Source organism: Flavobacterium luteolum (genome assembly GCF_027111275.1).
Classification (GTDB): domain Bacteria; phylum Bacteroidota; class Bacteroidia; order Flavobacteriales; family Flavobacteriaceae; genus Flavobacterium; species Flavobacterium luteolum.
The window spans coordinates 1,512,066-1,534,407 of record NZ_CP114286.1 but is presented as its reverse complement, the minus strand read 5'-3'; the positions used below and the strand labels follow the sequence as shown (position 1 = coordinate 1,534,407).

The 22,342-nt window shown below is 38.8% G+C and carries 12 protein-coding genes, 5 tRNA genes and 6 rRNA genes; 18 read left to right on the top strand and 5 right to left on the bottom strand.

Annotation, left to right across the window (positions count from 1 at the left end):
* Nucleotides 1–610: 610 nt before the first annotated feature.
* From OZP10_RS06565 to rrf (OZP10_RS06545), 5 genes are all read left to right on the top strand, one after another.
* Nucleotides 611–2,124: ribosomal RNA gene (locus OZP10_RS06565) — 16S ribosomal RNA — on the top strand.
* 126 nt (nucleotides 2,125–2,250) lie between these two features.
* Nucleotides 2,251–2,324 (top strand) — tRNA-Ile (locus tag OZP10_RS06560).
* A gap of 89 nt (nucleotides 2,325–2,413) precedes the next feature.
* Nucleotides 2,414–2,487 (top strand) — tRNA-Ala (locus OZP10_RS06555).
* Nucleotides 2,488–2,615: 128 nt separating this feature from the next.
* A 23S ribosomal RNA gene (locus OZP10_RS06550) occupies nucleotides 2,616–5,496 on the top strand.
* Between the two features lie 150 nt (nucleotides 5,497–5,646).
* Nucleotides 5,647–5,756, top strand: a 5S ribosomal RNA gene (gene rrf / locus OZP10_RS06545).
* Nucleotides 5,757–5,767: 11 nt separating this feature from the next.
* Here rrf (OZP10_RS06545) and OZP10_RS06540 read toward each other — a convergent pair.
* Nucleotides 5,768–5,911, bottom strand: coding sequence for a hypothetical protein (locus OZP10_RS06540; RefSeq protein ID WP_281633981.1), 144 nt, complete (start codon nucleotides 5,909–5,911; stop codon nucleotides 5,768–5,770).
* 752 nt (nucleotides 5,912–6,663) lie between these two features.
* On the opposite strand from OZP10_RS06540, the gene OZP10_RS06535 reads away from it, so the two are divergent.
* From OZP10_RS06535 to OZP10_RS06495, 9 genes are all read left to right on the top strand, one after another.
* The gene (locus OZP10_RS06535) at nucleotides 6,664–6,897 is read left to right on the top strand and encodes a hypothetical protein (protein WP_281631418.1); all 234 of its coding nucleotides are present in this window, start codon (nucleotides 6,664–6,666) and stop codon (nucleotides 6,895–6,897) included.
* A 230-nt stretch (nucleotides 6,898–7,127) separates the two neighbouring features.
* Nucleotides 7,128–8,641: ribosomal RNA gene (locus OZP10_RS06530) — 16S ribosomal RNA — on the top strand.
* Nucleotides 8,642–8,767: 126 nt separating this feature from the next.
* Nucleotides 8,768–8,841, top strand: a tRNA-Ile gene (locus tag OZP10_RS06525).
* An 89-nt stretch (nucleotides 8,842–8,930) separates the two neighbouring features.
* Nucleotides 8,931–9,004: transfer RNA gene (locus OZP10_RS06520), tRNA-Ala, on the top strand.
* 128 nt (nucleotides 9,005–9,132) lie between these two features.
* Nucleotides 9,133–12,013, top strand: a 23S ribosomal RNA gene (locus OZP10_RS06515).
* A gap of 150 nt (nucleotides 12,014–12,163) precedes the next feature.
* Nucleotides 12,164–12,273, top strand: a 5S ribosomal RNA gene (gene rrf / locus OZP10_RS06510).
* Together the 16S, 23S and 5S rRNA genes with 4 tRNA genes alongside form the textbook arrangement of a ribosomal RNA operon.
* A 413-nt stretch (nucleotides 12,274–12,686) precedes the next feature.
* The gene (locus tag OZP10_RS06505) at nucleotides 12,687–13,250 is read left to right on the top strand and encodes a Crp/Fnr family transcriptional regulator (protein ID WP_281633980.1); all 564 of its coding nucleotides are present in this window, start codon (nucleotides 12,687–12,689) and stop codon (nucleotides 13,248–13,250) included.
* A 63-nt stretch (nucleotides 13,251–13,313) separates the two neighbouring features.
* Entirely contained in the window at nucleotides 13,314–14,087 is a 774-nt protein-coding gene (gene lpxA, locus OZP10_RS06500) for an acyl-ACP--UDP-N-acetylglucosamine O-acyltransferase (RefSeq protein WP_281633979.1), read from the top strand.
* A gap of 45 nt (nucleotides 14,088–14,132) precedes the next feature.
* Entirely contained in the window at nucleotides 14,133–14,726 is a 594-nt protein-coding gene (locus OZP10_RS06495) for a YdeI/OmpD-associated family protein (RefSeq protein ID WP_281633978.1), read from the top strand.
* Nucleotides 14,727–14,779: 53 nt separating this feature from the next.
* Here OZP10_RS06495 and OZP10_RS06490 read toward each other — a convergent pair whose 3' ends face one another.
* Nucleotides 14,780–15,670, bottom strand: coding sequence for a DMT family transporter (locus OZP10_RS06490; protein WP_281633977.1), 891 nt, complete (start codon nucleotides 15,668–15,670; stop codon nucleotides 14,780–14,782).
* 346 nt (nucleotides 15,671–16,016) lie between these two features.
* On the opposite strand from OZP10_RS06490, the gene OZP10_RS06485 reads away from it, so the two are divergent.
* Nucleotides 16,017–17,114, top strand: coding sequence for an acyltransferase family protein (locus OZP10_RS06485; protein ID WP_281633976.1), 1,098 nt, complete (start codon nucleotides 16,017–16,019; stop codon nucleotides 17,112–17,114).
* Nucleotides 17,115–17,191: 77 nt separating this feature from the next.
* Here the strand turns inward: OZP10_RS06485 and OZP10_RS06480 are convergent, their stop codons facing one another.
* Both OZP10_RS06480 and OZP10_RS06475 read right to left on the bottom strand, forming a co-directional pair.
* Entirely contained in the window at nucleotides 17,192–17,755 is a 564-nt protein-coding gene (locus OZP10_RS06480) for an adenylate kinase family protein (RefSeq protein ID WP_281633975.1), read from the bottom strand.
* 165 nt (nucleotides 17,756–17,920) lie between these two features.
* A complete protein-coding gene (locus tag OZP10_RS06475) occupies nucleotides 17,921–19,048 on the bottom strand; it encodes a DUF4932 domain-containing protein (RefSeq protein ID WP_281633974.1) in 1,128 nt (375 codons plus the stop codon).
* A gap of 317 nt (nucleotides 19,049–19,365) precedes the next feature.
* Here OZP10_RS06475 and OZP10_RS06470 point away from each other — a divergent pair, with 317 nt between their 5' ends.
* The 3 genes from OZP10_RS06470 to OZP10_RS06460 all read left to right on the top strand — a co-directional run bounded on the left by OZP10_RS06470 (nucleotide 19,366) and on the right by OZP10_RS06460 (nucleotide 21,884).
* Nucleotides 19,366–20,421, top strand: coding sequence for a hypothetical protein (locus OZP10_RS06470; protein ID WP_281633973.1), 1,056 nt, complete (start codon nucleotides 19,366–19,368; stop codon nucleotides 20,419–20,421).
* 173 nt (nucleotides 20,422–20,594) lie between these two features.
* The gene (locus tag OZP10_RS06465; protein WP_281633972.1) at nucleotides 20,595–20,957 is read left to right on the top strand and encodes a MerR family transcriptional regulator; all 363 of its coding nucleotides are present in this window, start codon (nucleotides 20,595–20,597) and stop codon (nucleotides 20,955–20,957) included.
* A gap of 219 nt (nucleotides 20,958–21,176) precedes the next feature.
* Nucleotides 21,177–21,884, top strand: a complete 708-nt coding sequence (locus tag OZP10_RS06460; RefSeq protein ID WP_281633971.1) for a DUF6090 family protein — start codon at nucleotides 21,177–21,179, stop codon at nucleotides 21,882–21,884.
* 282 nt (nucleotides 21,885–22,166) lie between these two features.
* Here OZP10_RS06460 and OZP10_RS06455 read toward each other — a convergent pair.
* Nucleotides 22,167–22,244 (bottom strand) — tRNA-Val (locus tag OZP10_RS06455).
* Between the last annotated feature and the right edge of the window lie 98 nt (nucleotides 22,245–22,342).

The following is a 22,342-nucleotide window of genomic DNA, read 5'->3' as shown; positions in this document are numbered from 1 at the left end:
CCTGAAAACTCTGTAATATGTACGAGGAAAACTTCGCGTAGAATATGAAAATCACAAAATAATCAGTAAAATCTTACTCTGGTGTAAAAAAGTTCCGTCTGTAAAGAAGCTGTTATCAGAGTGTTAAGAAAAAAGGCAAAAAAAGATGGAAAAAAGACGCATAAAAGTATTGGAAAAGCGGAAAAAGGTTCTACTTTTGCACCCGCAACAGCGAAAGGCGCTCTTCGAAATACTGGCAGGAAAGAAGGATTTAAGGGAAAGAAATTTTCAGAAAAAAAAGATCCGGAAAAGCTTGCGAGATTAGAAAATGCTTTTTACATTTGCACCCCGCAAAACACGGAAAGTTCATTGAGAGATTGGGAGAAGAATTGAGAAAATGAGGCAAAAAAAAGCTTCAAAAATTTTTCAAGTTTTTCTTGCAGGAAACAAAAAGAAGTTTTAGTTTTGCACCCGCTTTGAGAGATAAGCGAAAGACAGAGAAATTACGTTCGTAGACATATTGAATTGACAGCCGTCTCGTTTAAAACGAGACAGAAGAATAAGAGCAGTAGGATCGTGAGATTCGAAAAAGAACCGATAGGAATAGCATCGAATAATAATATTAAAATATACGATGAAGAGTTTGATCCTGGCTCAGGATGAACGCTAGCGGCAGGCTTAACACATGCAAGTCGAGGGGTAGGGCACTTCGGTGCTTGAGACCGGCGCACGGGTGCGTAACGCGTATGCAATCTGCCTTTCACAGAGGGATAGCCCAGAGAAATTTGGATTAATACCTCATAGCATTACGGGATGGCATCATCCTGTAATTAAAGTCACAACGGTGAAAGATGAGCATGCGTCCCATTAGCTAGTTGGTAAGGTAACGGCTTACCAAGGCAACGATGGGTAGGGGTCCTGAGAGGGAGATCCCCCACACTGGTACTGAGACACGGACCAGACTCCTACGGGAGGCAGCAGTGAGGAATATTGGTCAATGGGCGCAAGCCTGAACCAGCCATGCCGCGTGCAGGATGACGGTCCTATGGATTGTAAACTGCTTTTGTACGGGAAGAAACACTCCTTCGTGAAGGAGCTTGACGGTACCGTAAGAATAAGGATCGGCTAACTCCGTGCCAGCAGCCGCGGTAATACGGAGGATCCAAGCGTTATCCGGAATCATTGGGTTTAAAGGGTCCGTAGGCGGTCTGGTAAGTCAGTGGTGAAAGCCCATCGCTCAACGGTGGAACGGCCATTGATACTGCTGGACTTGAATTACTGGGAAGCAACTAGAATATGTAGTGTAGCGGTGAAATGCTTAGAGATTACATGGAATACCAATTGCGAAGGCAGGTTGCTACCAGTGGATTGACGCTGATGGACGAAAGCGTGGGTAGCGAACAGGATTAGATACCCTGGTAGTCCACGCCGTAAACGATGGATACTAGCTGTTGGGAGCAATCTCAGTGGCTAAGCGAAAGTGATAAGTATCCCACCTGGGGAGTACGTTCGCAAGAATGAAACTCAAAGGAATTGACGGGGGCCCGCACAAGCGGTGGAGCATGTGGTTTAATTCGATGATACGCGAGGAACCTTACCAAGGCTTAAATGCAGACTGACCGATTTGGAAACAGATCTTTCGCAAGACAGTTTACAAGGTGCTGCATGGTTGTCGTCAGCTCGTGCCGTGAGGTGTCAGGTTAAGTCCTATAACGAGCGCAACCCCTGTTGTTAGTTGCCAGCGAGTCATGTCGGGAACTCTAACAAGACTGCCAGTGCAAACTGTGAGGAAGGTGGGGATGACGTCAAATCATCACGGCCCTTACGCCTTGGGCTACACACGTGCTACAATGGCCGGTACAGAGAGCAGCCACCTCGCGAGGGGGAGCGAATCTATAAAGCCGGTCACAGTTCGGATCGGAGTCTGCAACTCGACTCCGTGAAGCTGGAATCGCTAGTAATCGGATATCAGCCATGATCCGGTGAATACGTTCCCGGGCCTTGTACACACCGCCCGTCAAGCCATGGAAGCTGGGGGTGCCTGAAGTCGGTGACCGCAAGGAGCTGCCTAGGGTAAAACTGGTAACTAGGGCTAAGTCGTAACAAGGTAGCCGTACCGGAAGGTGCGGCTGGAACACCTCCTTTCTAGAGCCCAAAGCGTTAGCTGAAAAGCACGCTTGGGAAATAAGATGCCTGACTAAAGGTTTGGGATTGAAGATTGTATTGCTCTTGCTGTTAATTTAAAAAAATGATAAAACTTAAGTAAAACAGAGTCTCGTAGCTCAGCTGGTTAGAGTACTACACTGATAATGTAGGGGTCGGCAGTTCGAGTCTGCCCGGGACTACTATTTGACTTAAAAAAGGAAATTTTAGAGGTTGAGGCCTTATGAGAAATAATTCATAACTCATAACTAATAACTCATCACTAAAAAATGGGGGATTAGCTCAGCTGGCTAGAGCGCCTGCCTTGCACGCAGGAGGTCAACGGTTCGACTCCGTTATTCTCCACTGGTCCGAAAGGATAAAAGTTCATTGACATATTGAGATAAGAAAATAATAAGAAAGTAGAAAGCGTTTTTTACAATTCTATTGTAAAAAACAAAAAAAAACGGTCATAATTAATTTTATGATTGGTACAATAAGCAAAATAAGGGCGTATGGGGAATGCCTAGGCTCTCAGAGGCGATGAAGGACGTGATAAGCTGCGAAAAGCTGCGGGGACTGGCACACACAGATTGATCCGCAGATATCCGAATGGGGCAACCCGCTATATTGAAGATATAGCACACCGATAGGTGGGCAAACCCGCTGAACTGAAACATCTAAGTAGGCGGAGGAGAAGAAAACAAAAGTGATTCCGTAAGTAGTGGCGAGCGAACGCGGATTAGCCCAAACCAGCATTGTTACGGCATTGCTGGGGTTGTAGGACCGCGACATTTCTTGCATGAAGAATTAGAATCTGCTGGAAAGCAGGGCCATAGAGAGTGATAGCCTCGTATAAGTAATGAATGTAAAGGATAGCGGTATCCTGAGTAGGGCGGGGCACGTGAAACCCTGTCTGAATTTGGCGGGACCATCCGCTAAGGCTAAATACTCCTGAGAGACCGATAGTGAACCAGTACCGTGAGGGAAAGGTGAAAAGAACCGTGAATAACGGAGTGAAATAGATCCTGAAACCATACGCCTACAAGCGGTCGGAGCCCTTTCGTGGGGTGACGGCGTGCCTTTTGCATAATGAGCCTACGAGTTAACGCTGCTGGCAAGGATAAGTGGTTAAGCCATGGATCCGCAGCGAAAGCGAGTCTGAATAGGGCGCTTTAGTCAGTAGTGTTAGACGCGAAACCGTGTGATCTACCCATGGGCAGGTTGAAGCTGTGGTAACACACAGTGGAGGACCGAACCGGTTGACGTTGAAAAGTCTTCGGATGACCTGTGGGTAGGGGTGAAAGGCCAATCAAACTCGGAAATAGCTCGTACTCCCCGAAATGCATTTAGGTGCAGCGTTATTTTAGTTATACAGAGGTAGAGCTACTGATTGGATGCGGGGGCTTCACCGCCTACCAATTCCTGACAAACTCCGAATGCTGTATAATGATTGATAGCAGTGAGGGCTTGGGTGCTAAGGTCCAAGTCCGAGAGGGAAAGAACCCAGACCATCAGCTAAGGTCCCCAAATATATGCTAAGTTGAAAGAACGAGGTTTGTCTGCCCAGACAGCTAGGATGTTGGCTTGGAAGCAGCCATTCATTTAAAGAGTGCGTAACAGCTCACTAGTCGAGCGGACGAGCATGGATAATAATCGGGCATAAGCATATTACCGAAGCTATGGATTTGCATGTATGTGCAAGTGGTAGGGGAGCATTCTGACAGGGCTGAAGGTATCTCGTAAGGGGTGCTGGACCGGTCAGAAAAGAAAATGTAGGCATAAGTAACGATAATGCGGGCGAGAAACCCGCACACCGAAAAACTAAGGTTTCCACAGCTATGCTAATCAGCTGTGGGTTAGTCTGGACCTAAGGCGAACCCGAAAGGGACAGTCGATGGCCAACGGGTTAATATTCCCGTACTTCTTATTGCTGTGATGGGGTGACGGAGTGATGAAAGCGCCGCGAACTGACGGAATAGTTCGTTAAAGCACCTAGCTATAGGGTCTCTAGGCAAATCCGGAGATCTTGGTGAAATGCGATAGTACTCGGAGTCTTCGGACAAAGAGATAGTGCGCCTAAGGGCTTCCAAGAAAAACCTCTAAACTTCAGGCAGTAAGAACCAGTACCGTAAACCGACACAGGTAGTTGAGGAGAGAATCCTAAGGTGCTCGAGAGATTCATGGCTAAGGAATTAGGCAAAATAGACCTGTAACTTCGGGAGAAAGGTCGCCCCGAGCAATCGGGGCCGCAGTGAAGAGGTCCAGGCGACTGTTTATCAAAAACACAGGGCTCTGCAAAATCGTAAGATGAAGTATAGGGCCTGACACCTGCCCGGTGCTGGAAGGTTAAGAGGAGATGTTATCTTCGGAGAAGCATTGAATTGAAGCCCCAGTAAACGGCGGCCGTAACTATAACGGTCCTAAGGTAGCGAAATTCCTTGTCGGGTAAGTTCCGACCTGCACGAATGGTGTAACGATCTGGACACTGTCTCAGCCATGAGCTCGGTGAAATTGTAGTAACGGTGAAGATGCCGTTTACCCGCAGTGGGACGAAAAGACCCTGTGCACCTTTACTATAGCTTAGTATTGACCTTGGATAAATGATGTGTAGGATAGGTTGGAGACTGTGAAGTGGCGTCGCCAGGCGCTGTGGAGTCATTGTTGAAATACAACCCTTTGTTTATCTGAGGCCTAACCCCGTGCTGCGGGGGACAGTGCTTGGTGGGTAGTTTGACTGGGGTGGTCGCCTCCAAAAGAGTAACGGAGGCTTCTAAAGGTTCCCTCAGTACGCTTGGTAACCGTGCGTAGAGTGCAATGGCATAAGGGAGCTTGACTGAGAGACATACAGGTCGATCAGGTACGAAAGTAGAGCATAGTGATCCGGTGGTTCCGCATGGAAGGGCCATCGCTCAAAGGATAAAAGGTACGCCGGGGATAACAGGCTGATCTCCCCCAAGAGCTCATATCGACGGGGGGGTTTGGCACCTCGATGTCGGCTCGTCACATCCTGGGGCTGGAGAAGGTCCCAAGGGTTGGGCTGTTCGCCCATTAAAGTGGCACGCGAGCTGGGTTCAGAACGTCGTGAGACAGTTCGGTCTCTATCTACTGCGGGCGTTAGAAATTTGAGTGGATCTGATTCTAGTACGAGAGGACCGAATTGGACTAACCTCTAGTGTATCTGTTGTCCCGCCAGGGGCACCGCAGAGTAGCTACGTTGGGAAGGGATAAGCGCTGAAAGCATATAAGCGCGAAACCCACCACAAGATGAGATTTCTTTTAAGGATCGTGGAAGATGACCACGTTGATAGGCTACAGATGTAAAGGCAGTAATGTCATAGTCGAGTAGTACTAATAATCCGTAAGCTTATGTACACCCTTTTCCCCCGATGAAAATCGGGGGAGGAAACTTTCTAAAATATTCTTCTTTTCTTTATCTCAGTATGTTAAAATATTATTTTTAATTATCAATTGTTAATTATCAATTATTAATTGAAAAGATTGCCCAAAGCAATTGTAACTTCTTAAGGTGGTTATTGCGGCGGGGCTCACCTCTTCCCATCCCGAACAGAGAAGTTAAGCCCGCCTGCGCAGATGGTACTGCATCATTGTGGGAGAGTATGTCGTCGCCTTTCTTTTGAAAACCCTATCCAAAACGGATAGGGTTTTCTGTTTTTTGGCTGTTTTGGAAATTTAGATTTTCTGATCGTCCTACATAATCAGATGGCTGGGCGATATAGATAATGTCCCTTTTTTGATTGCTTTGTTCTTCCATTGTTTTTGGATCCATTGTGTCATATTTGCGTCAATCATGAGAGTTGGGATAGTGATTTCATGAAATGTGTTTTTAATGCCCCATTCTGCTAAACGGCTGCTTATACCAAATTCGCTTAGTCCCTGCATGAGTGTGTATGGTGGAATTGACATGTTTGCTTGCTCGATTTATTCCGTTTGGCCATTCTTTTAATTAGTATAGATATTTTTTATAGAAGTTTGGAATCAAAAGTTCTATATAGCGTGGGTTTTCAAATCTTTTTTGGCTCCTAGATTTCTAATAAGGTTGAAGCGAGAGAGGAGAATGTTAGATTGGGATTTGGGTGCCGATAGTCAAGATTAATTTTTAAAGATCTTTTGGAGTTTATATATATATATGTTTGAAAAAAAAATATATTGTGTGTCTGAAATGATTAGAGGTCTTTTGAATTCTAAATTTAGTTTTGAATGGAGAATGAATAAAGGGGGTTTAGTATTACTTTATTAAAATCTGTTTATGATTGCTTGTCTTGATCTTTTTTAATAGCTAGGGAAGTAGGAGTTTTTTAATTTCGATTATAATATGAACTGAAAAAAAAGGCGCCTTTAGATGCTAATTCCTTTTTTGAATCTGGTCTGAAAAACAGAAAACTCTGTAGAAACGGCGTCTTCAAAAGCGGATAAAATATGGGTTCAAGATACTAAATAAGAAAAAGCTTACTCAATTATAAAAAAGTTTCGCCTGTAAAGAAGCTGTTATCAGACTGTTAGGAAAAAAGGGCAAAAAAGATGGAAAAAAGACGCATAAAAGTATTGGAAAAGCGGAAAAAGGTTCTACTTTTGCACCCGCAACAGCGAAAGGCGCTCTTCGAAATACTGGCAGGAAAGAAGGATTTAAGGGAAAGAAATTTCCAGAAAAAAAGATCCGGAAAAGCTTGCGAGATTCGGAAATGCTTTTTACATTTGCACCCCGCAAAACACGGAAAGCTCTTTGAAAGATTGGAAGAAGAATTGGGAAAATGAGGCAAAAAAAAGCTTTAAAAATTTTTCAAGTTTTTCTTGCAGGAAACAAAAAGAAGTTTTAGTTTTGCACCCGCTTTGAGAGATAAGCGAAAGACAGAGAAATTACGTTCGTAGACATAGTGAATTGACAGCCGTCTCGTTTAAAACGAGACAGAAGAATAAGAGCAGTAGGATCGTGAGATTCGAAAAAGAACCGATAGGAATAGCATCGAATAATAATATTAAAATATACGATGAAGAGTTTGATCCTGGCTCAGGATGAACGCTAGCGGCAGGCTTAACACATGCAAGTCGAGGGGTAGGGCACTTCGGTGCTTGAGACCGGCGCACGGGTGCGTAACGCGTATGCAATCTGCCTTTCACAGAGGGATAGCCCAGAGAAATTTGGATTAATACCTCATAGCATTACGGGATGGCATCATCCTGTAATTAAAGTCACAACGGTGAAAGATGAGCATGCGTCCCATTAGCTAGTTGGTAAGGTAACGGCTTACCAAGGCAACGATGGGTAGGGGTCCTGAGAGGGAGATCCCCCACACTGGTACTGAGACACGGACCAGACTCCTACGGGAGGCAGCAGTGAGGAATATTGGTCAATGGGCGCAAGCCTGAACCAGCCATGCCGCGTGCAGGATGACGGTCCTATGGATTGTAAACTGCTTTTGTACGGGAAGAAACACTCCTTCGTGAAGGAGCTTGACGGTACCGTAAGAATAAGGATCGGCTAACTCCGTGCCAGCAGCCGCGGTAATACGGAGGATCCAAGCGTTATCCGGAATCATTGGGTTTAAAGGGTCCGTAGGCGGTCTGGTAAGTCAGTGGTGAAAGCCCATCGCTCAACGGTGGAACGGCCATTGATACTGCTGGACTTGAATTACTGGGAAGCAACTAGAATATGTAGTGTAGCGGTGAAATGCTTAGAGATTACATGGAATACCAATTGCGAAGGCAGGTTGCTACCAGTGGATTGACGCTGATGGACGAAAGCGTGGGTAGCGAACAGGATTAGATACCCTGGTAGTCCACGCCGTAAACGATGGATACTAGCTGTTGGGAGCAATCTCAGTGGCTAAGCGAAAGTGATAAGTATCCCACCTGGGGAGTACGTTCGCAAGAATGAAACTCAAAGGAATTGACGGGGGCCCGCACAAGCGGTGGAGCATGTGGTTTAATTCGATGATACGCGAGGAACCTTACCAAGGCTTAAATGCAGACTGACCGATTTGGAAACAGATCTTTCGCAAGACAGTTTACAAGGTGCTGCATGGTTGTCGTCAGCTCGTGCCGTGAGGTGTCAGGTTAAGTCCTATAACGAGCGCAACCCCTGTTGTTAGTTGCCAGCGAGTAGTGTCGGGAACTCTAACAAGACTGCCAGTGCAAACTGTGAGGAAGGTGGGGATGACGTCAAATCATCACGGCCCTTACGCCTTGGGCTACACACGTGCTACAATGGCCGGTACAGAGAGCAGCCACCTCGCGAGGGGGAGCGAATCTATAAAGCCGGTCACAGTTCGGATCGGAGTCTGCAACTCGACTCCGTGAAGCTGGAATCGCTAGTAATCGGATATCAGCCATGATCCGGTGAATACGTTCCCGGGCCTTGTACACACCGCCCGTCAAGCCATGGAAGCTGGGGGTGCCTGAAGTCGGTGACCGCAAGGAGCTGCCTAGGGTAAAACTGGTAACTAGGGCTAAGTCGTAACAAGGTAGCCGTACCGGAAGGTGCGGCTGGAACACCTCCTTTCTAGAGCCCAAAGCGTTAGCTGAAAAGCACGCTTGGGAAATAAGATGCCTGACTAAAGGTTTGGGATTGAAGATTGTATTGCTCTTGCTGTTAATTTAAAAAAATGATAAAACTTAAGTAAAACAGAGTCTCGTAGCTCAGCTGGTTAGAGTACTACACTGATAATGTAGGGGTCGGCAGTTCGAGTCTGCCCGGGACTACTATTTGACTTAAAAAAGGAAATTTTAGAGGTTGAGGCCTTATGAGAAATAATTCATAACTCATAACTAATAACTCATCACTAAAAAATGGGGGATTAGCTCAGCTGGCTAGAGCGCCTGCCTTGCACGCAGGAGGTCAACGGTTCGACTCCGTTATTCTCCACTGGTCCGAAAGGATAAAAGTTCATTGACATATTGAGATAAGAAAATAATAAGAAAGTAGAAAGCGTTTTTTACAATTCTATTGTGAAAAACAAAAAAAAACGGATCATATTAAATTATGATTTGGTACAATAAGCAAAATAAGGGCGTATGGGGAATGCCTAGGCTCTCAGAGGCGATGAAGGACGTGATAAGCTGCGAAAAGCTGCGGGGACTGGCACACACAGATTGATCCGCAGATATCCGAATGGGGCAACCCGCTATATTGAAGATATAGCACACCGATAGGTGGGCAAACCCGCTGAACTGAAACATCTAAGTAGGCGGAGGAGAAGAAAACAAAAGTGATTCCGTAAGTAGTGGCGAGCGAACGCGGATTAGCCCAAACCAGCATTGTTACGGCATTGCTGGGGTTGTAGGACCGCGACATTTCTTGCATGAAGAATTAGAATCTGCTGGAAAGCAGGGCCATAGAGAGTGATAGCCTCGTATAAGTAATGAATGTAAAGGATAGCGGTATCCTGAGTAGGGCGGGGCACGTGAAACCCTGTCTGAATTTGGCGGGACCATCCGCTAAGGCTAAATACTCCTGAGAGACCGATAGTGAACCAGTACCGTGAGGGAAAGGTGAAAAGAACCGTGAATAACGGAGTGAAATAGATCCTGAAACCATACGCCTACAAGCGGTCGGAGCCCTTTCGTGGGGTGACGGCGTGCCTTTTGCATAATGAGCCTACGAGTTAACGCTGCTGGCAAGGATAAGTGGTTAAGCCATGGATCCGCAGCGAAAGCGAGTCTGAATAGGGCGCTTTAGTCAGTAGTGTTAGACGCGAAACCGTGTGATCTACCCATGGGCAGGTTGAAGCTGTGGTAACACACAGTGGAGGACCGAACCGGTTGACGTTGAAAAGTCTTCGGATGACCTGTGGGTAGGGGTGAAAGGCCAATCAAACTCGGAAATAGCTCGTACTCCCCGAAATGCATTTAGGTGCAGCGTTATTTTAGTTATACAGAGGTAGAGCTACTGATTGGATGCGGGGGCTTCACCGCCTACCAATTCCTGACAAACTCCGAATGCTGTATAATGATTGATAGCAGTGAGGGCTTGGGTGCTAAGGTCCAAGTCCGAGAGGGAAAGAACCCAGACCATCAGCTAAGGTCCCCAAATATATGCTAAGTTGAAAGAACGAGGTTTGTCTGCCCAGACAGCTAGGATGTTGGCTTGGAAGCAGCCATTCATTTAAAGAGTGCGTAACAGCTCACTAGTCGAGCGGACGAGCATGGATAATAATCGGGCATAAGCATATTACCGAAGCTATGGATTTGCATGTATGTGCAAGTGGTAGGGGAGCATTCTGACAGGGCTGAAGGTATCTCGTAAGGGGTGCTGGACCGGTCAGAAAAGAAAATGTAGGCATAAGTAACGATAATGCGGGCGAGAAACCCGCACACCGAAAAACTAAGGTTTCCACAGCTATGCTAATCAGCTGTGGGTTAGTCTGGACCTAAGGCGAACCCGAAAGGGACAGTCGATGGCCAACGGGTTAATATTCCCGTACTTCTTATTGCTGTGATGGGGTGACGGAGTGATGAAAGCGCCGCGAACTGACGGAATAGTTCGTTAAAGCACCTAGCTATAGGGTCTCTAGGCAAATCCGGAGATCTTGGTGAAATGCGATAGTACTCGGAGTCTTCGGACAAAGAGATAGTGCGCCTAAGGGCTTCCAAGAAAAACCTCTAAACTTCAGGCAGTAAGAACCAGTACCGTAAACCGACACAGGTAGTTGAGGAGAGAATCCTAAGGTGCTCGAGAGATTCATGGCTAAGGAATTAGGCAAAATAGACCTGTAACTTCGGGAGAAAGGTCGCCCCGAGCAATCGGGGCCGCAGTGAAGAGGTCCAGGCGACTGTTTATCAAAAACACAGGGCTCTGCAAAATCGTAAGATGAAGTATAGGGCCTGACACCTGCCCGGTGCTGGAAGGTTAAGAGGAGATGTTATCTTCGGAGAAGCATTGAATTGAAGCCCCAGTAAACGGCGGCCGTAACTATAACGGTCCTAAGGTAGCGAAATTCCTTGTCGGGTAAGTTCCGACCTGCACGAATGGTGTAACGATCTGGACACTGTCTCAGCCATGAGCTCGGTGAAATTGTAGTAACGGTGAAGATGCCGTTTACCCGCAGTGGGACGAAAAGACCCTGTGCACCTTTACTATAGCTTAGTATTGACCTTGGATAAATGATGTGTAGGATAGGTTGGAGACTGTGAAGTGGCGTCGCCAGGCGCTGTGGAGTCATTGTTGAAATACAACCCTTTGTTTATCTGAGGCCTAACCCCGTGCTGCGGGGGACAGTGCTTGGTGGGTAGTTTGACTGGGGTGGTCGCCTCCAAAAGAGTAACGGAGGCTTCTAAAGGTTCCCTCAGTACGCTTGGTAACCGTGCGTAGAGTGCAATGGCATAAGGGAGCTTGACTGAGAGACATACAGGTCGATCAGGTACGAAAGTAGAGCATAGTGATCCGGTGGTTCCGCATGGAAGGGCCATCGCTCAAAGGATAAAAGGTACGCCGGGGATAACAGGCTGATCTCCCCCAAGAGCTCATATCGACGGGGGGGTTTGGCACCTCGATGTCGGCTCGTCACATCCTGGGGCTGGAGAAGGTCCCAAGGGTTGGGCTGTTCGCCCATTAAAGTGGCACGCGAGCTGGGTTCAGAACGTCGTGAGACAGTTCGGTCTCTATCTACTGCGGGCGTTAGAAATTTGAGTGGATCTGATTCTAGTACGAGAGGACCGAATTGGACTAACCTCTAGTGTATCTGTTGTCCCGCCAGGGGCACCGCAGAGTAGCTACGTTGGGAAGGGATAAGCGCTGAAAGCATATAAGCGCGAAACCCACCACAAGATGAGATTTCTTTTAAGGATCGTGGAAGATGACCACGTTGATAGGCTACAGATGTAAAGGCAGTAATGTCATAGTCGAGTAGTACTAATAATCCGTAAGCTTATGTACACCCTTTTCCCCCGATGAAAATCGGGGGAGGAAACTTTCTAAAATATTCTTCTTTTCTTTATCTTAGTATGTTAAAATATTATTTTTAATTATCAATTGTTAATTATCAATTATTAATTGAAAAGATTGCCCAAAGCAATTGTAACTTCTTAAGGTGGTTATTGCGGCGGGGCTCACCTCTTCCCATCCCGAACAGAGAAGTTAAGCCCGCCTGCGCAGATGGTACTGCATCATTGTGGGAGAGTATGTCGTCGCCTTTCTTTTGAAAACCCTATCCAAAACGGATAGGGTTTTCTGTTTTTTGGCTGTTTTGGAAAAGATGCCTGCCGGCAGCGGACAATAGACGCTTATAGGCCGTATGCCGCGTTAGCGATGGAAGCGGCATCCTTTTGCGGGACACCTAAAAGCTCTTTCACCATTATCCTTCCCCCGCAAAAGATACAGCGGACAGCGCGGCCCGGAGGGAAACGCCATAAAAATATAATTGCCTACTATTTTAAGCTAAGTTTTCTGTTTTAATTCCGTTAAAATTTATCTATAAAGATTAGATTGTCAAACCCCAATTGTTAGGCCTTTAAAGCTCTTAAAATCTATTAAAACAATGGTTTGTTAATTTGGGTTTAGCTTTTGTCTTAAATTCGTTTTAAATTTGGCTATAATGAAATAAAAATTGATGGAAGAGCTAATTCAGATTATAAATAGTTTTGAGAAATTAGATTCGAAGACAGAGCTTGCTATTAAAGAAAGTTTTGTTGAGCTGACTTTTAAAAAAGACGAATTTATTATTGAAGAGGGAAAAGTTTGTAATAATATTTATTTTATAAAATCGGGTGCAGTTCGAAGGTTTTGCATCGAAGATGGAGAAGAAGTTACGAAGTGGATTTATACGGATAATCAATTTGTAACTTCAATGAGTAGTTTCTTTGAGCAGAAACCATCATTTGAGAATTTTCAAACTTGTGAAAAAACAGTTGTCTATTCGCTGTCTTATTCTGATGAACAGACTTTATTGGAATATCCGTTATTTATAAAATTTCACATAAAACAGCTTCGATATTATCTTTCTCAAATAAATGAGTTTAATCATTTATTTCGTTTAATGACTGCAGAGAAAAAATACTTATTTCTTTTAGAGTCATTTCCTCAAATTATTAAAAAATCCAAATTGAAACATATTGCGTCATTAATCGGCGTAAGCCAGGAAACGTTGAGCAGGATTCGGGCATCAATTATTTGATATTACATCAATAAAAAGTATTTAAACTTTTTTAATTTTTGTGACTAATTAATGACGTAAAAATTGAAAGATACTTTTATTAACAAAAATGCTGTTTTAGGTAATAACATTTGCATAGGAAATGGTGTAACTATCGAAGAGGATGTTGTAATTGGCAATAATACTCGAATAGGAAATCATGTAACAATTTTAAATGGATCAAGAATTGGAGAGAATTGTGAAATTCATTCGAATGCCGTTCTAGGCGGTATTCCTCAAGATTTGAAGTACAAAGGAGAATATACTCTTTTGGAAATTGGCGATAACAATATAATCAGGGAATTTGTAACAATTAATAAAGGGACAATTTCTAAAGGAAAAACATGTATTGGTAATTCTAATTTGATTATGTCCAATGCACATATTGGTCATGATTGCATTATTGGAAATAATTGCATTATAGGTTTTAGTGTTGGAATGGCTGGTGAAGTAACTGTTGAAGATTGGGTAAATATTAGCGGGCTCACAGCTATACATCAATTTTCAATTATTGGTGAGCATGCTATGATTAGTGGCTTAAGCCGAGTTGTTAAGGATGTTCCTCCTTTTGTTGTTGTTGCTCATGAACCTTTAAGATTTGCAGGATTAAATACGGTTGGTCTAAAAAGAAGAGGATTTGATTCTCAAAAAATTGATGAACTTCGGTCAATTTATAGAATTTTATTTCAAGAAAAGAGAAATACAAAATTTGCTTTAGAAATAATTAATGAAGAATTTGTGAAAACAGCTGAACGGGATAAGATTCTAAATTTTATTCGTCGATCTAAAAGGGGAATTATTAAAGGCTTTGACATTTAAATATATAAAAATGCTAAATTTATATATTTAATAAATTAACTCGTCATGACAAAATATAGTACCAATTCTAAAGTTGATTTTTATTTCGAAAAAGCTGAAAAATGGAAAGCTGAAATTGAACAAATGAGAGAGATTGTTTTAGACTGTCATTTGTCTGAAGAATTGAAATGGGGATCTCCTTGTTATACTTTCGAAAAAGCAAATATTGTTTTGATTCATTATTTTAAAGAATATTGTGCTTTTTTGTTTTTCAAAGGCGCTTTAATGAAAGATCCAGATAATATCTTGATTCAACAATCAGATAATGTTCAGGCGGCGCGCCAAGTTCGATTTACAAATGTTGAAGATATTTTAGCTAAAAAAGAAATTCTGAAAAAGTATATTTTTGAAGCCGCCGAAATTGAAAAATCTGGACAAAAAGTAGAGTTGAAGAAAGTTTCTGAATTCGAAATTGCAGAAGAACTTCAGCGAAAATTTGATTCTGATGTTGATTTTAAAAAAGCTTTTTATGCTTTAACTCCGGGAAGACAGCGAGCGTATTTGCTCCATTTTTCTCAACCTAAACAATCTAAAACTAGAGAAGCTAGAGTAGAAAAAAATATTCCGCGTATTTTAGACGGAAAAGGATTGAATGATTAGAAAAAATAAATAAAAATAAAAACTCCTTTTATGCAAAGGAGTTTTTTTTGTTTTTAAGAGATTTGTTCTTTGATGGTATTTTTCTTTCGAATAGAAATTACAGATTGGAAAAGAACGGAAGTCATGACTAAGCTTATTCCTATGTAAAAAGAGAAATTAACCGATTGGCCTTCATTAAAAAATAAAAAGGCTAATATTATGGAATAAATTGGCTCTAGGTTAAATGTTAGATTGATGGTAAACGCAGGAATCTTTTTGAGTGATTCTGCAAACATTACATAAAGCGCAACTGTACAGCATGAAGCTAAAATTAATAAATAGAAAATGTCTTTTAAGTTTGGAATAAAAACCTGTTCTGGAAAATTGTAAAAATAAAACGGAAGAGCAAGTCCTAAAACTAAAGTTCCTCCGAGCATTTGATAAAAATTAATGAGTTTGCTGTCGTAAAATTGTACAAGTCTTTCGTTGTAAATTGTGTACAAGGCAGCAAATGCTGATGAAATTACTCCGAGTAAAATTCCAAGCTGATAAGAAGAATCAAAATGAAAAATCAAGCTTATTCCTAATAAGGTTAACATGCTTAATAAAACTTGAACAAGATTGAATCTTTTTTTATTGAGTATAGGTTCAAAAAAAGCTGTAAAAAAGCTAGTCAAACAATAACAAACTACACCAATTGAGATGTTGGAATATTTAATGCTGGCATAGAAGAAAATCCAGTGAATGGTAATCAATACTCCGACTTTGGAAATTTTTGCGGTTTCAGAAAATGACTTCAGCATTTTAAGATTATAAATTTTTAAAATGAAAAAGAGAATAATCGAAGCAAATAATACTCTATACCAAACTAAAGTGATTTCATTAAGAGAAATAAGTTTTCCGAAAACGCCAGTAAAACCAGCAAGTAAAACTGCAGCATGCAGTATCAAATAAGATTTTTTCATAAGAAGTTGTCTATCCTTTTTGAGGATATATATTGAAATTAATAATTGTTTGATTGGAGTAATGACACAAGAAATCGGACTCAAAGCATTCAGTCAAGTGCCAATACTAAAGAAGCAATATTAATTTATTGGAGGAGGAAGACAACCTTTAAAACTCATGATGAAATTTGATTTTGAGCAAAATTAAGAAAAAAGCATTTTGTGAAAAAGTTGAAAAAGTTATTTAAATGTGAAACTTCAAACAATTTAACAACTGAATTGAATAAATCTGATTTTGATTTGAATATTAATTTGTAGAACTTGCAACGATACCAAATTACCTAATTTAAAAGTTTATTGCAATCTAATGAGTACAAGCCAATCAACTACAGCAGTTCTTGAAACCAAACAGCATTTTGAAATTTTAGACGGATTAAGAGGCATCGCAGCTTTTGCTGTTGTTGTTTTTCATTTTATGGAATGGATTTTTACCGATCCAAGTCAGAACTTTATTGGACACGGATTTTTAGCTGTCGATTTTTTCTTTTGCCTGTCGGGATTCGTAATTGGATATGCTTATGATGACCGTATTGTAAAAATGGGACTTCGCAATTTCTTTATATCAAGAATTATAAGATTGCATCCATTAGTAATTGCTGGATCTATATTAGGATTATTAGCATTTTTATTCGATCCGTTTGGCGGTCATTTAGAATTATACAGTACAGGAAAAATTATTTTGACATTTATCTGTTCTCTGTTTCTTATTCCACTTCCAGTTATTGCCGATCGCGGATTTAACCTGTTTAGTTTTAATGCACCTGCTTGGTCATTGTTTTGGGAATATATTGCTAATATTGTTTATGCATTTGTTCTCTATAGAATTAGCAGAAGCTTTTTATTAGTGCTAACTATAGTAGCAGCAATTGCGATTTGTTATGTCGGATATAATTCAGGAAATTTATTAGGAGGTTGGAGCGGTCCGACTTTATGGGATGGATGTGCTAGAATTTCCTATTCTTTTTTAGCAGGATTACTTATTTACCGTTCTAACTGGATTATAAAAAATAAACTTGGTTTTGGCGGATTGACTTTTTTATTACTGTTAGCTTTTATTATGCCATTTTCAGAATGGAACTGGATTTCTGAACCTTTAGTAGTTCTATTGTATTTTCCATTGCTGATTTCTTTGGGAGCAGGTGCTGTTTTAAAACCAAGATTAAAAAAAGCCTGCATTTTTTCGGGGAAAATATCTTATCCGTTATACATGACACATTATGCTGTTTTATGGATGTTTGGAAATTATTATACCAATTATAAACCCGATACAACACAATTGACTTTAATTGTAATTACTTCTGTAGTTCTACTTGTTGGTTTTGCATATTTAGTAATGGTGATTTATGATATTCCAGTGCGAAATTATCTTAATGATAAAAGAAAGAAAAACATAGTTTCAAATTAGATTGAAAATTATTAAAATGAAAAGGTTCCAAAATCAAATGACTTTGGAGCTTTTTTTATTATAAAAAACAATCTCTTTTACAAATTATCCTTAATACGTTTTGTTATTTCTTCAATTGTACCCATTCCATCAAAAGTTAAGACTTTGATTTTTGATTTCATATATTCAATTGCAGGTCTAGTTGAACTTTCAAAAACTTCGATTCTTTTAAGATGGATGCTGGCATCTTTGTCGTCTTTTCTATTAGAAGTTTCGGCTCTTTTTTGTGCTCTTTTTAAAAGTTCTTCTTTGGGAACATCAATATTGATTACTTTTCCAATTTCCAGATTTTTAGATTTTACGAGTTCCAATAAATCATTTACTTGTGGTTCAGTTCTTGGGTAACCATCTAAAATAATTCCTTTAGCATTTCTATTTTCATCCAATATTTTACTAAAAAGATCTTTCATTATAGAATCAGGAACTAGATCTCCTTTTTCTTCATATTGAGACATTATTTTTCCAATTTCCGTTTCATTTTGTTTTTCCAAACGGCATCTGTCTCCAGTTGAAATATGCTCAAATTTAAGTTCGTCTTTTAAAATTTCGCATTGTGTGCCTTTTCCTGAGTATGGAGGTCCTGTAATTATTAATATTTCCATTTGTTTGTGATGTTTATAATTCTATAACATTCATCAAGATTATGAATGTTTTTTTCTTTCTCATAGGAGTAACTAATTTACAAGAAAAACAATTGCTATTTCCAAAGCTTAAAAATAAAAAAACTCCATTTTGTTAAATGGAGTTTTTTATTCAAATATTTGCAATTACTGTAAACTGCACCATTTGATTAATTCAGGATACAACTGATCAATTTTCTTTTTCTTGTTTTTGTTTCTAAGACTTTTCAATTCTTCGTTAAACTCTTTCATTTTTATAAATCCTCTTTCAATCATTACAGAATTTACCTCATTGTTGATTTCTTGAAGGAGTTTTGTGTCACTTTTGTATATTTCTTCAGCGTATAATATAAAGACACCATAAGTCATATATTCATTAAAAACTTTAAAGCCATCAGGATAATATTCAGTTCCATATGCTTTTGTATTCACCCATTTTTCTCTTTCTCTTAGCGCTATATTTAATTCTTCCTTATGCTTTACACTGGGTTTTTCGACATAATTATGATCAATTTCGGTAAACATACTTCGTGTATTAAAAGCTTCACTGTTTTTTTCTGATCGGCCTTCTACTTTTTGTATAGTTGGTAATACCATTTCTATAAGATGAAAATTGTTGTTTTCGTAGCCTCCAGTATAATTAAGACCATTTATTAATGCAGAAGTATAGACAATATAACTATTGATTTTTGTATCAAAGTTTTTTTCTAGCCAATTCCATTGTTTACGAAGATTTGAATATTTCTCATAATCAGAAATTATCTTGTCATAAAAAGGTTTTTCAGATTTATAGAATTCAGTAAAATGAGATTTTTTAGCAAAATCTTCAATCTCTTTTTTATAAGTCGTAATCGGATTTACTTCAATTTTAACATTAGCTACTTTATTAGCAGGCAAAATGTAAGCATTGTTTGGAACAAGAACATCATTTTTTAAAAAAAAGGTTTGAGCATTTCCAGTAAAGAAAATATACTCAAGCGGATTTTTCATTAAAAGAGAATTCATTGTTTTAATGATTTCTTCCTCTTTATAAGGTTTGAAATGTTTGAGAACACGTTGGTAATAATCTCCTTTTTGTTCAAACATGTCGTCATTTTCCAAACCAAAATCGGTAATAGCTAACATGATTGTTAGAAGCTCTTTTACTTCGTTAATCTCAACAGTAGATTTTCCTTGGTTTTCTTTTTTAAATTCTTCTGTAAAGTTTACTTTATCTTGAGCGAATACGGTAATTGATAAAAATAAAAAGAAGGCAGATAAAATTTTTGTTTTCATAAAATGGTATTTGTTTTTTTGAGTTCAATCAATTTACCCTTTTGATGATATTAATCAAATGGGTAAAAGAAATTAGCGCTGTAAATGTCTTATAAATACAAGTGTTATTCAATATATTTTTTGTGTTTTTTATGGGATTTTTATAAGTTTTTGATTTTAAATGGTTTGGTTTATTTCTTCGAAAAATGAATTTCATAATTTTTAAAACATATAAACAATTCATCTATTGGAAACAACAATTCGGTCAATAAAAATTGAATGTTTTATTGAATAAAAATACTTTTACATCAAAATCAAAACAACCATAATTCAAAACCATGAAGAAAATTTTAAAATTTATCAAAATCACGTTTATTAGCCTTTTGAGTATTATTTTGCTTTTTATGGCCTATTTATTTATCAGTAATAAATTATTTTTAGAATCTAAAAATGATGATAATATTAGCTATTTATCAAAAAATAATGCTCAGATAGGAACTTCTATCGAGGAAAAACTATTTGATGATGAGTTTTATAAATCGCAAGTTTTTTTATTAGGTGAAATTCATGGTTATGCAGATAATCAGAAAATAGATCAAGAAATGCTTTTTTTCTTGAATAAAAAAGAAGGGATCAAATATTATATTGCTGAAATGGATAGTTTGACAGCTAAAAAGTTGAATGTTTTTTTATCTGAGAAGCAAAAGAATAAAGCAATTTTGAAAGAAGTTGTTGAGTCTATTAAGAGAAGAATTCCGCAGCAAGCTAGCCAGGAATTATTTTATAAATGGAATGCTGTTTACGATTACAATCAAAATTTGGCCGATTCTCTAAAAATTACCGTAATCGGAATTGATAAAAATTTTGATGATGAATCTAAAGGTTCAAGAGATGAAGCAATGGTGAGTAATTTTAAAAATGCAATTCAGAAGAAGCATCTTGAAAATGAAAAATTCTACGGACTTTTTGGATATTTTCATACACTGCAAAAGAAAACAGAATCGGGTAGAGCAACTTTTGCTGCAGGATTAAAAGACTCGGGAGTAAAAGTGACAAGTTTTGTAAGTTATACAATTGATAGCGAAATGTATCTTCCTAAAATTCCTCAGTTTCCAACTCCTGAAAATGAAAAAGTAGATTGGATAAATGCCGACGGACCATTAATGCTTGTAAAAGGAATTAATGATTTGAAAGAATTGAGCAAACCAGAATCAATCACACTTTTTAAACTTAATTCGAAAAATTCACCTTACCTGAAATCGCAAAATCTGATAACAGTAAAATCTCGAGCGTTTGGAGAAAATATTGTTCCTCTAAAAGATGCTGTTACGGCTGATTATTTTCAATATGTGTTTTTGTTGAGAAATTCTAAAGCGCTGACGAAATTGAAATAAAGATTTCTCTTTAATTTTCAAAAACTCCATTAGAAATAATGAAGTTTTTTTTATGTAAAATCTCAATTCTCGTGTTTTAAAATTTTAAAAGTAAAAACAATTAGTATATTTGCAACTGAAAAGTATAGACTATACTCTATGCTTTATTGTTTTTTCATCAAAAAAATAAAATTATGCTTGTAAACGAATTGTCAAAAAGAACCGGATTGTCAATCCACACTATTAGATATTATGAGAATTTAGGAATGATCAAAGGATTAACTGATGAAAAAGTGACTTCTAATAACTATAAACATTACGATACTAATACTATTGAGCGTTTAGAGATTATTATAGAAGCAAGAGAAGTCGGATTTACTTTAGCAGAAATAAAAAAAATATTGATAAGCTGGTTCGAAACAACAGACTCGAAACCAGAAACACTAGAACTTTTTCAAGCCAAAATAAAAGAGATTGATGATAAAATGAAATATTTCAAACAAACTAAAAGTCTTCTTGAAAAAGTTTGCGAGAAAATACAAAGTAATAATGATTGATTATTAAAGTTTAAAAGCGTATAGAAAACTTCTTAAGAAATTAAGGAGTTTTTTTATGATTCTTATTTTAACTGTTTAAGAAAAGTTTTATGCGGAATTTAAGAAATTAATAAGAGATTTTGCAAATAGTCTTATATTCGCTTTTGGATTTACAGAGTTAAATAGCGTACTAAAATAAACTTCAAATAACAACCAAAGTTAAAACTAGAAAACTAAATTATGCAAGAAGAGATAACCAAGCATTCAAACAAAATTTACAAAGCTGTCAAAAAATCAGAACACACAGTAGGTGAGAAAGTAAAAGAAATCATTATAGAAATATGCATAATCGTTTTTGCTGTAACGCTTTCAATATCGCTACACAGTTGGAGCGAACATAGACACCAACAAGAAGAAGTAGCAGTGTTTCTTGGTAACTTAAAAAATGATTTAAAGAATGATATAGAGAGTATTGACAGAGAAGTGGGAATGTACCAAAAGACAAACGCAGATTACGAAAAAATTTTGGCATTAACGTCTTCTCAGCTCGACAGTATTTATAAATCTAAAGGTAAAGTAAACTTTCCAATTCATTCGCACGGACAAACATTGACAATAGGTAATTACGAAAGTTTTAAATCAAGTGGTAAACTTGGTTATATTGAAGATGAAAAATTAAAACAGAAAATCTTAAGCTATTACCAAATATTTGTACCGGCTGCAAACGATGTTGATAAAATGTATACTGAATTCTTGTTCAAGTGTTTTGATAAAGAAATAGAAAATGCAGATAAGCCTGAAAAAGAATTATATTCTGATCCAAAATATAAAAAGACACTTTCATATCTTGTTAAACTAGGTAAAAATAACATAAGGGTTTATAAAGAAAACACAAAACCACTTGCAGTTGAACTTATTAAAGAAATTGACAAAGAGTTAGACAAATAAAAAAGGTAAAGCATAAAAAAACTCCATTATTTCTAATGGAGTTTTTTTATGCTTTAAAAAGGTTATTTTCCTTTTGCTATTTTTTCAAGATATTCAATTTTATCTTTTTCGGCTTGGATTAAGCGTTCATAAAGATTTTCTTGGGGAGCGGTAAACAAAAATACAATTTTTATGATAAGAATTTTGAATTCTGTTCTCAGGATGACAATACTTAGCGTTTATAAAAAGTTATGATGATAAAAATAGACATAAAAAAACTCCTTAATTTCTTAAGGAGTTTCTTGGTGGGCGATGAGGGGTTCGAACCCCCGACCCCCTCGGTGTAAACGAGGTGCTCTGAACCAGCTGAGCTAATCGCCCTATTTTACTAGGTCGCTATCATTTCGTGATTGCGAGTGCAAATATACGCTAGTTTTTGAGTTCTGCAAAGAAATTCGAATAAAAAATAAAACTTTTTT

Coding starts and splice junctions, on each gene's coding strand:
- OZP10_RS06475 (WP_281633974.1), bottom strand. CDS start 19,048: ATGAAAACAAAAATTTTATCTGCCTTCTTTTTATTTTTATCAATTACC.
- OZP10_RS06480 (WP_281633975.1), bottom strand. CDS start 17,755: ATGGAAATATTAATAATTACAGGACCTCCATACTCAGGAAAAGGCACA.
- OZP10_RS06505 (WP_281633980.1), top strand. CDS start 12,687: ATGGAAGAGCTAATTCAGATTATAAATAGTTTTGAGAAATTAGATTCG.
- OZP10_RS06495 (WP_281633978.1), top strand. CDS start 14,133: ATGACAAAATATAGTACCAATTCTAAAGTTGATTTTTATTTCGAAAAA.
- OZP10_RS06460 (WP_281633971.1), top strand. CDS start 21,177: ATGCAAGAAGAGATAACCAAGCATTCAAACAAAATTTACAAAGCTGTC.
- OZP10_RS06485 (WP_281633976.1), top strand. CDS start 16,017: ATGAGTACAAGCCAATCAACTACAGCAGTTCTTGAAACCAAACAGCAT.
- OZP10_RS06470 (WP_281633973.1), top strand. CDS start 19,366: ATGAAGAAAATTTTAAAATTTATCAAAATCACGTTTATTAGCCTTTTG.
- OZP10_RS06540 (WP_281633981.1), bottom strand. CDS start 5,911: ATGGATCCAAAAACAATGGAAGAACAAAGCAATCAAAAAAGGGACATT.
- OZP10_RS06535 (WP_281631418.1), top strand. CDS start 6,664: ATGGAAAAAAGACGCATAAAAGTATTGGAAAAGCGGAAAAAGGTTCTA.
- OZP10_RS06490 (WP_281633977.1), bottom strand. CDS start 15,670: ATGAAAAAATCTTATTTGATACTGCATGCTGCAGTTTTACTTGCTGGT.
- OZP10_RS06465 (WP_281633972.1), top strand. CDS start 20,595: ATGCTTGTAAACGAATTGTCAAAAAGAACCGGATTGTCAATCCACACT.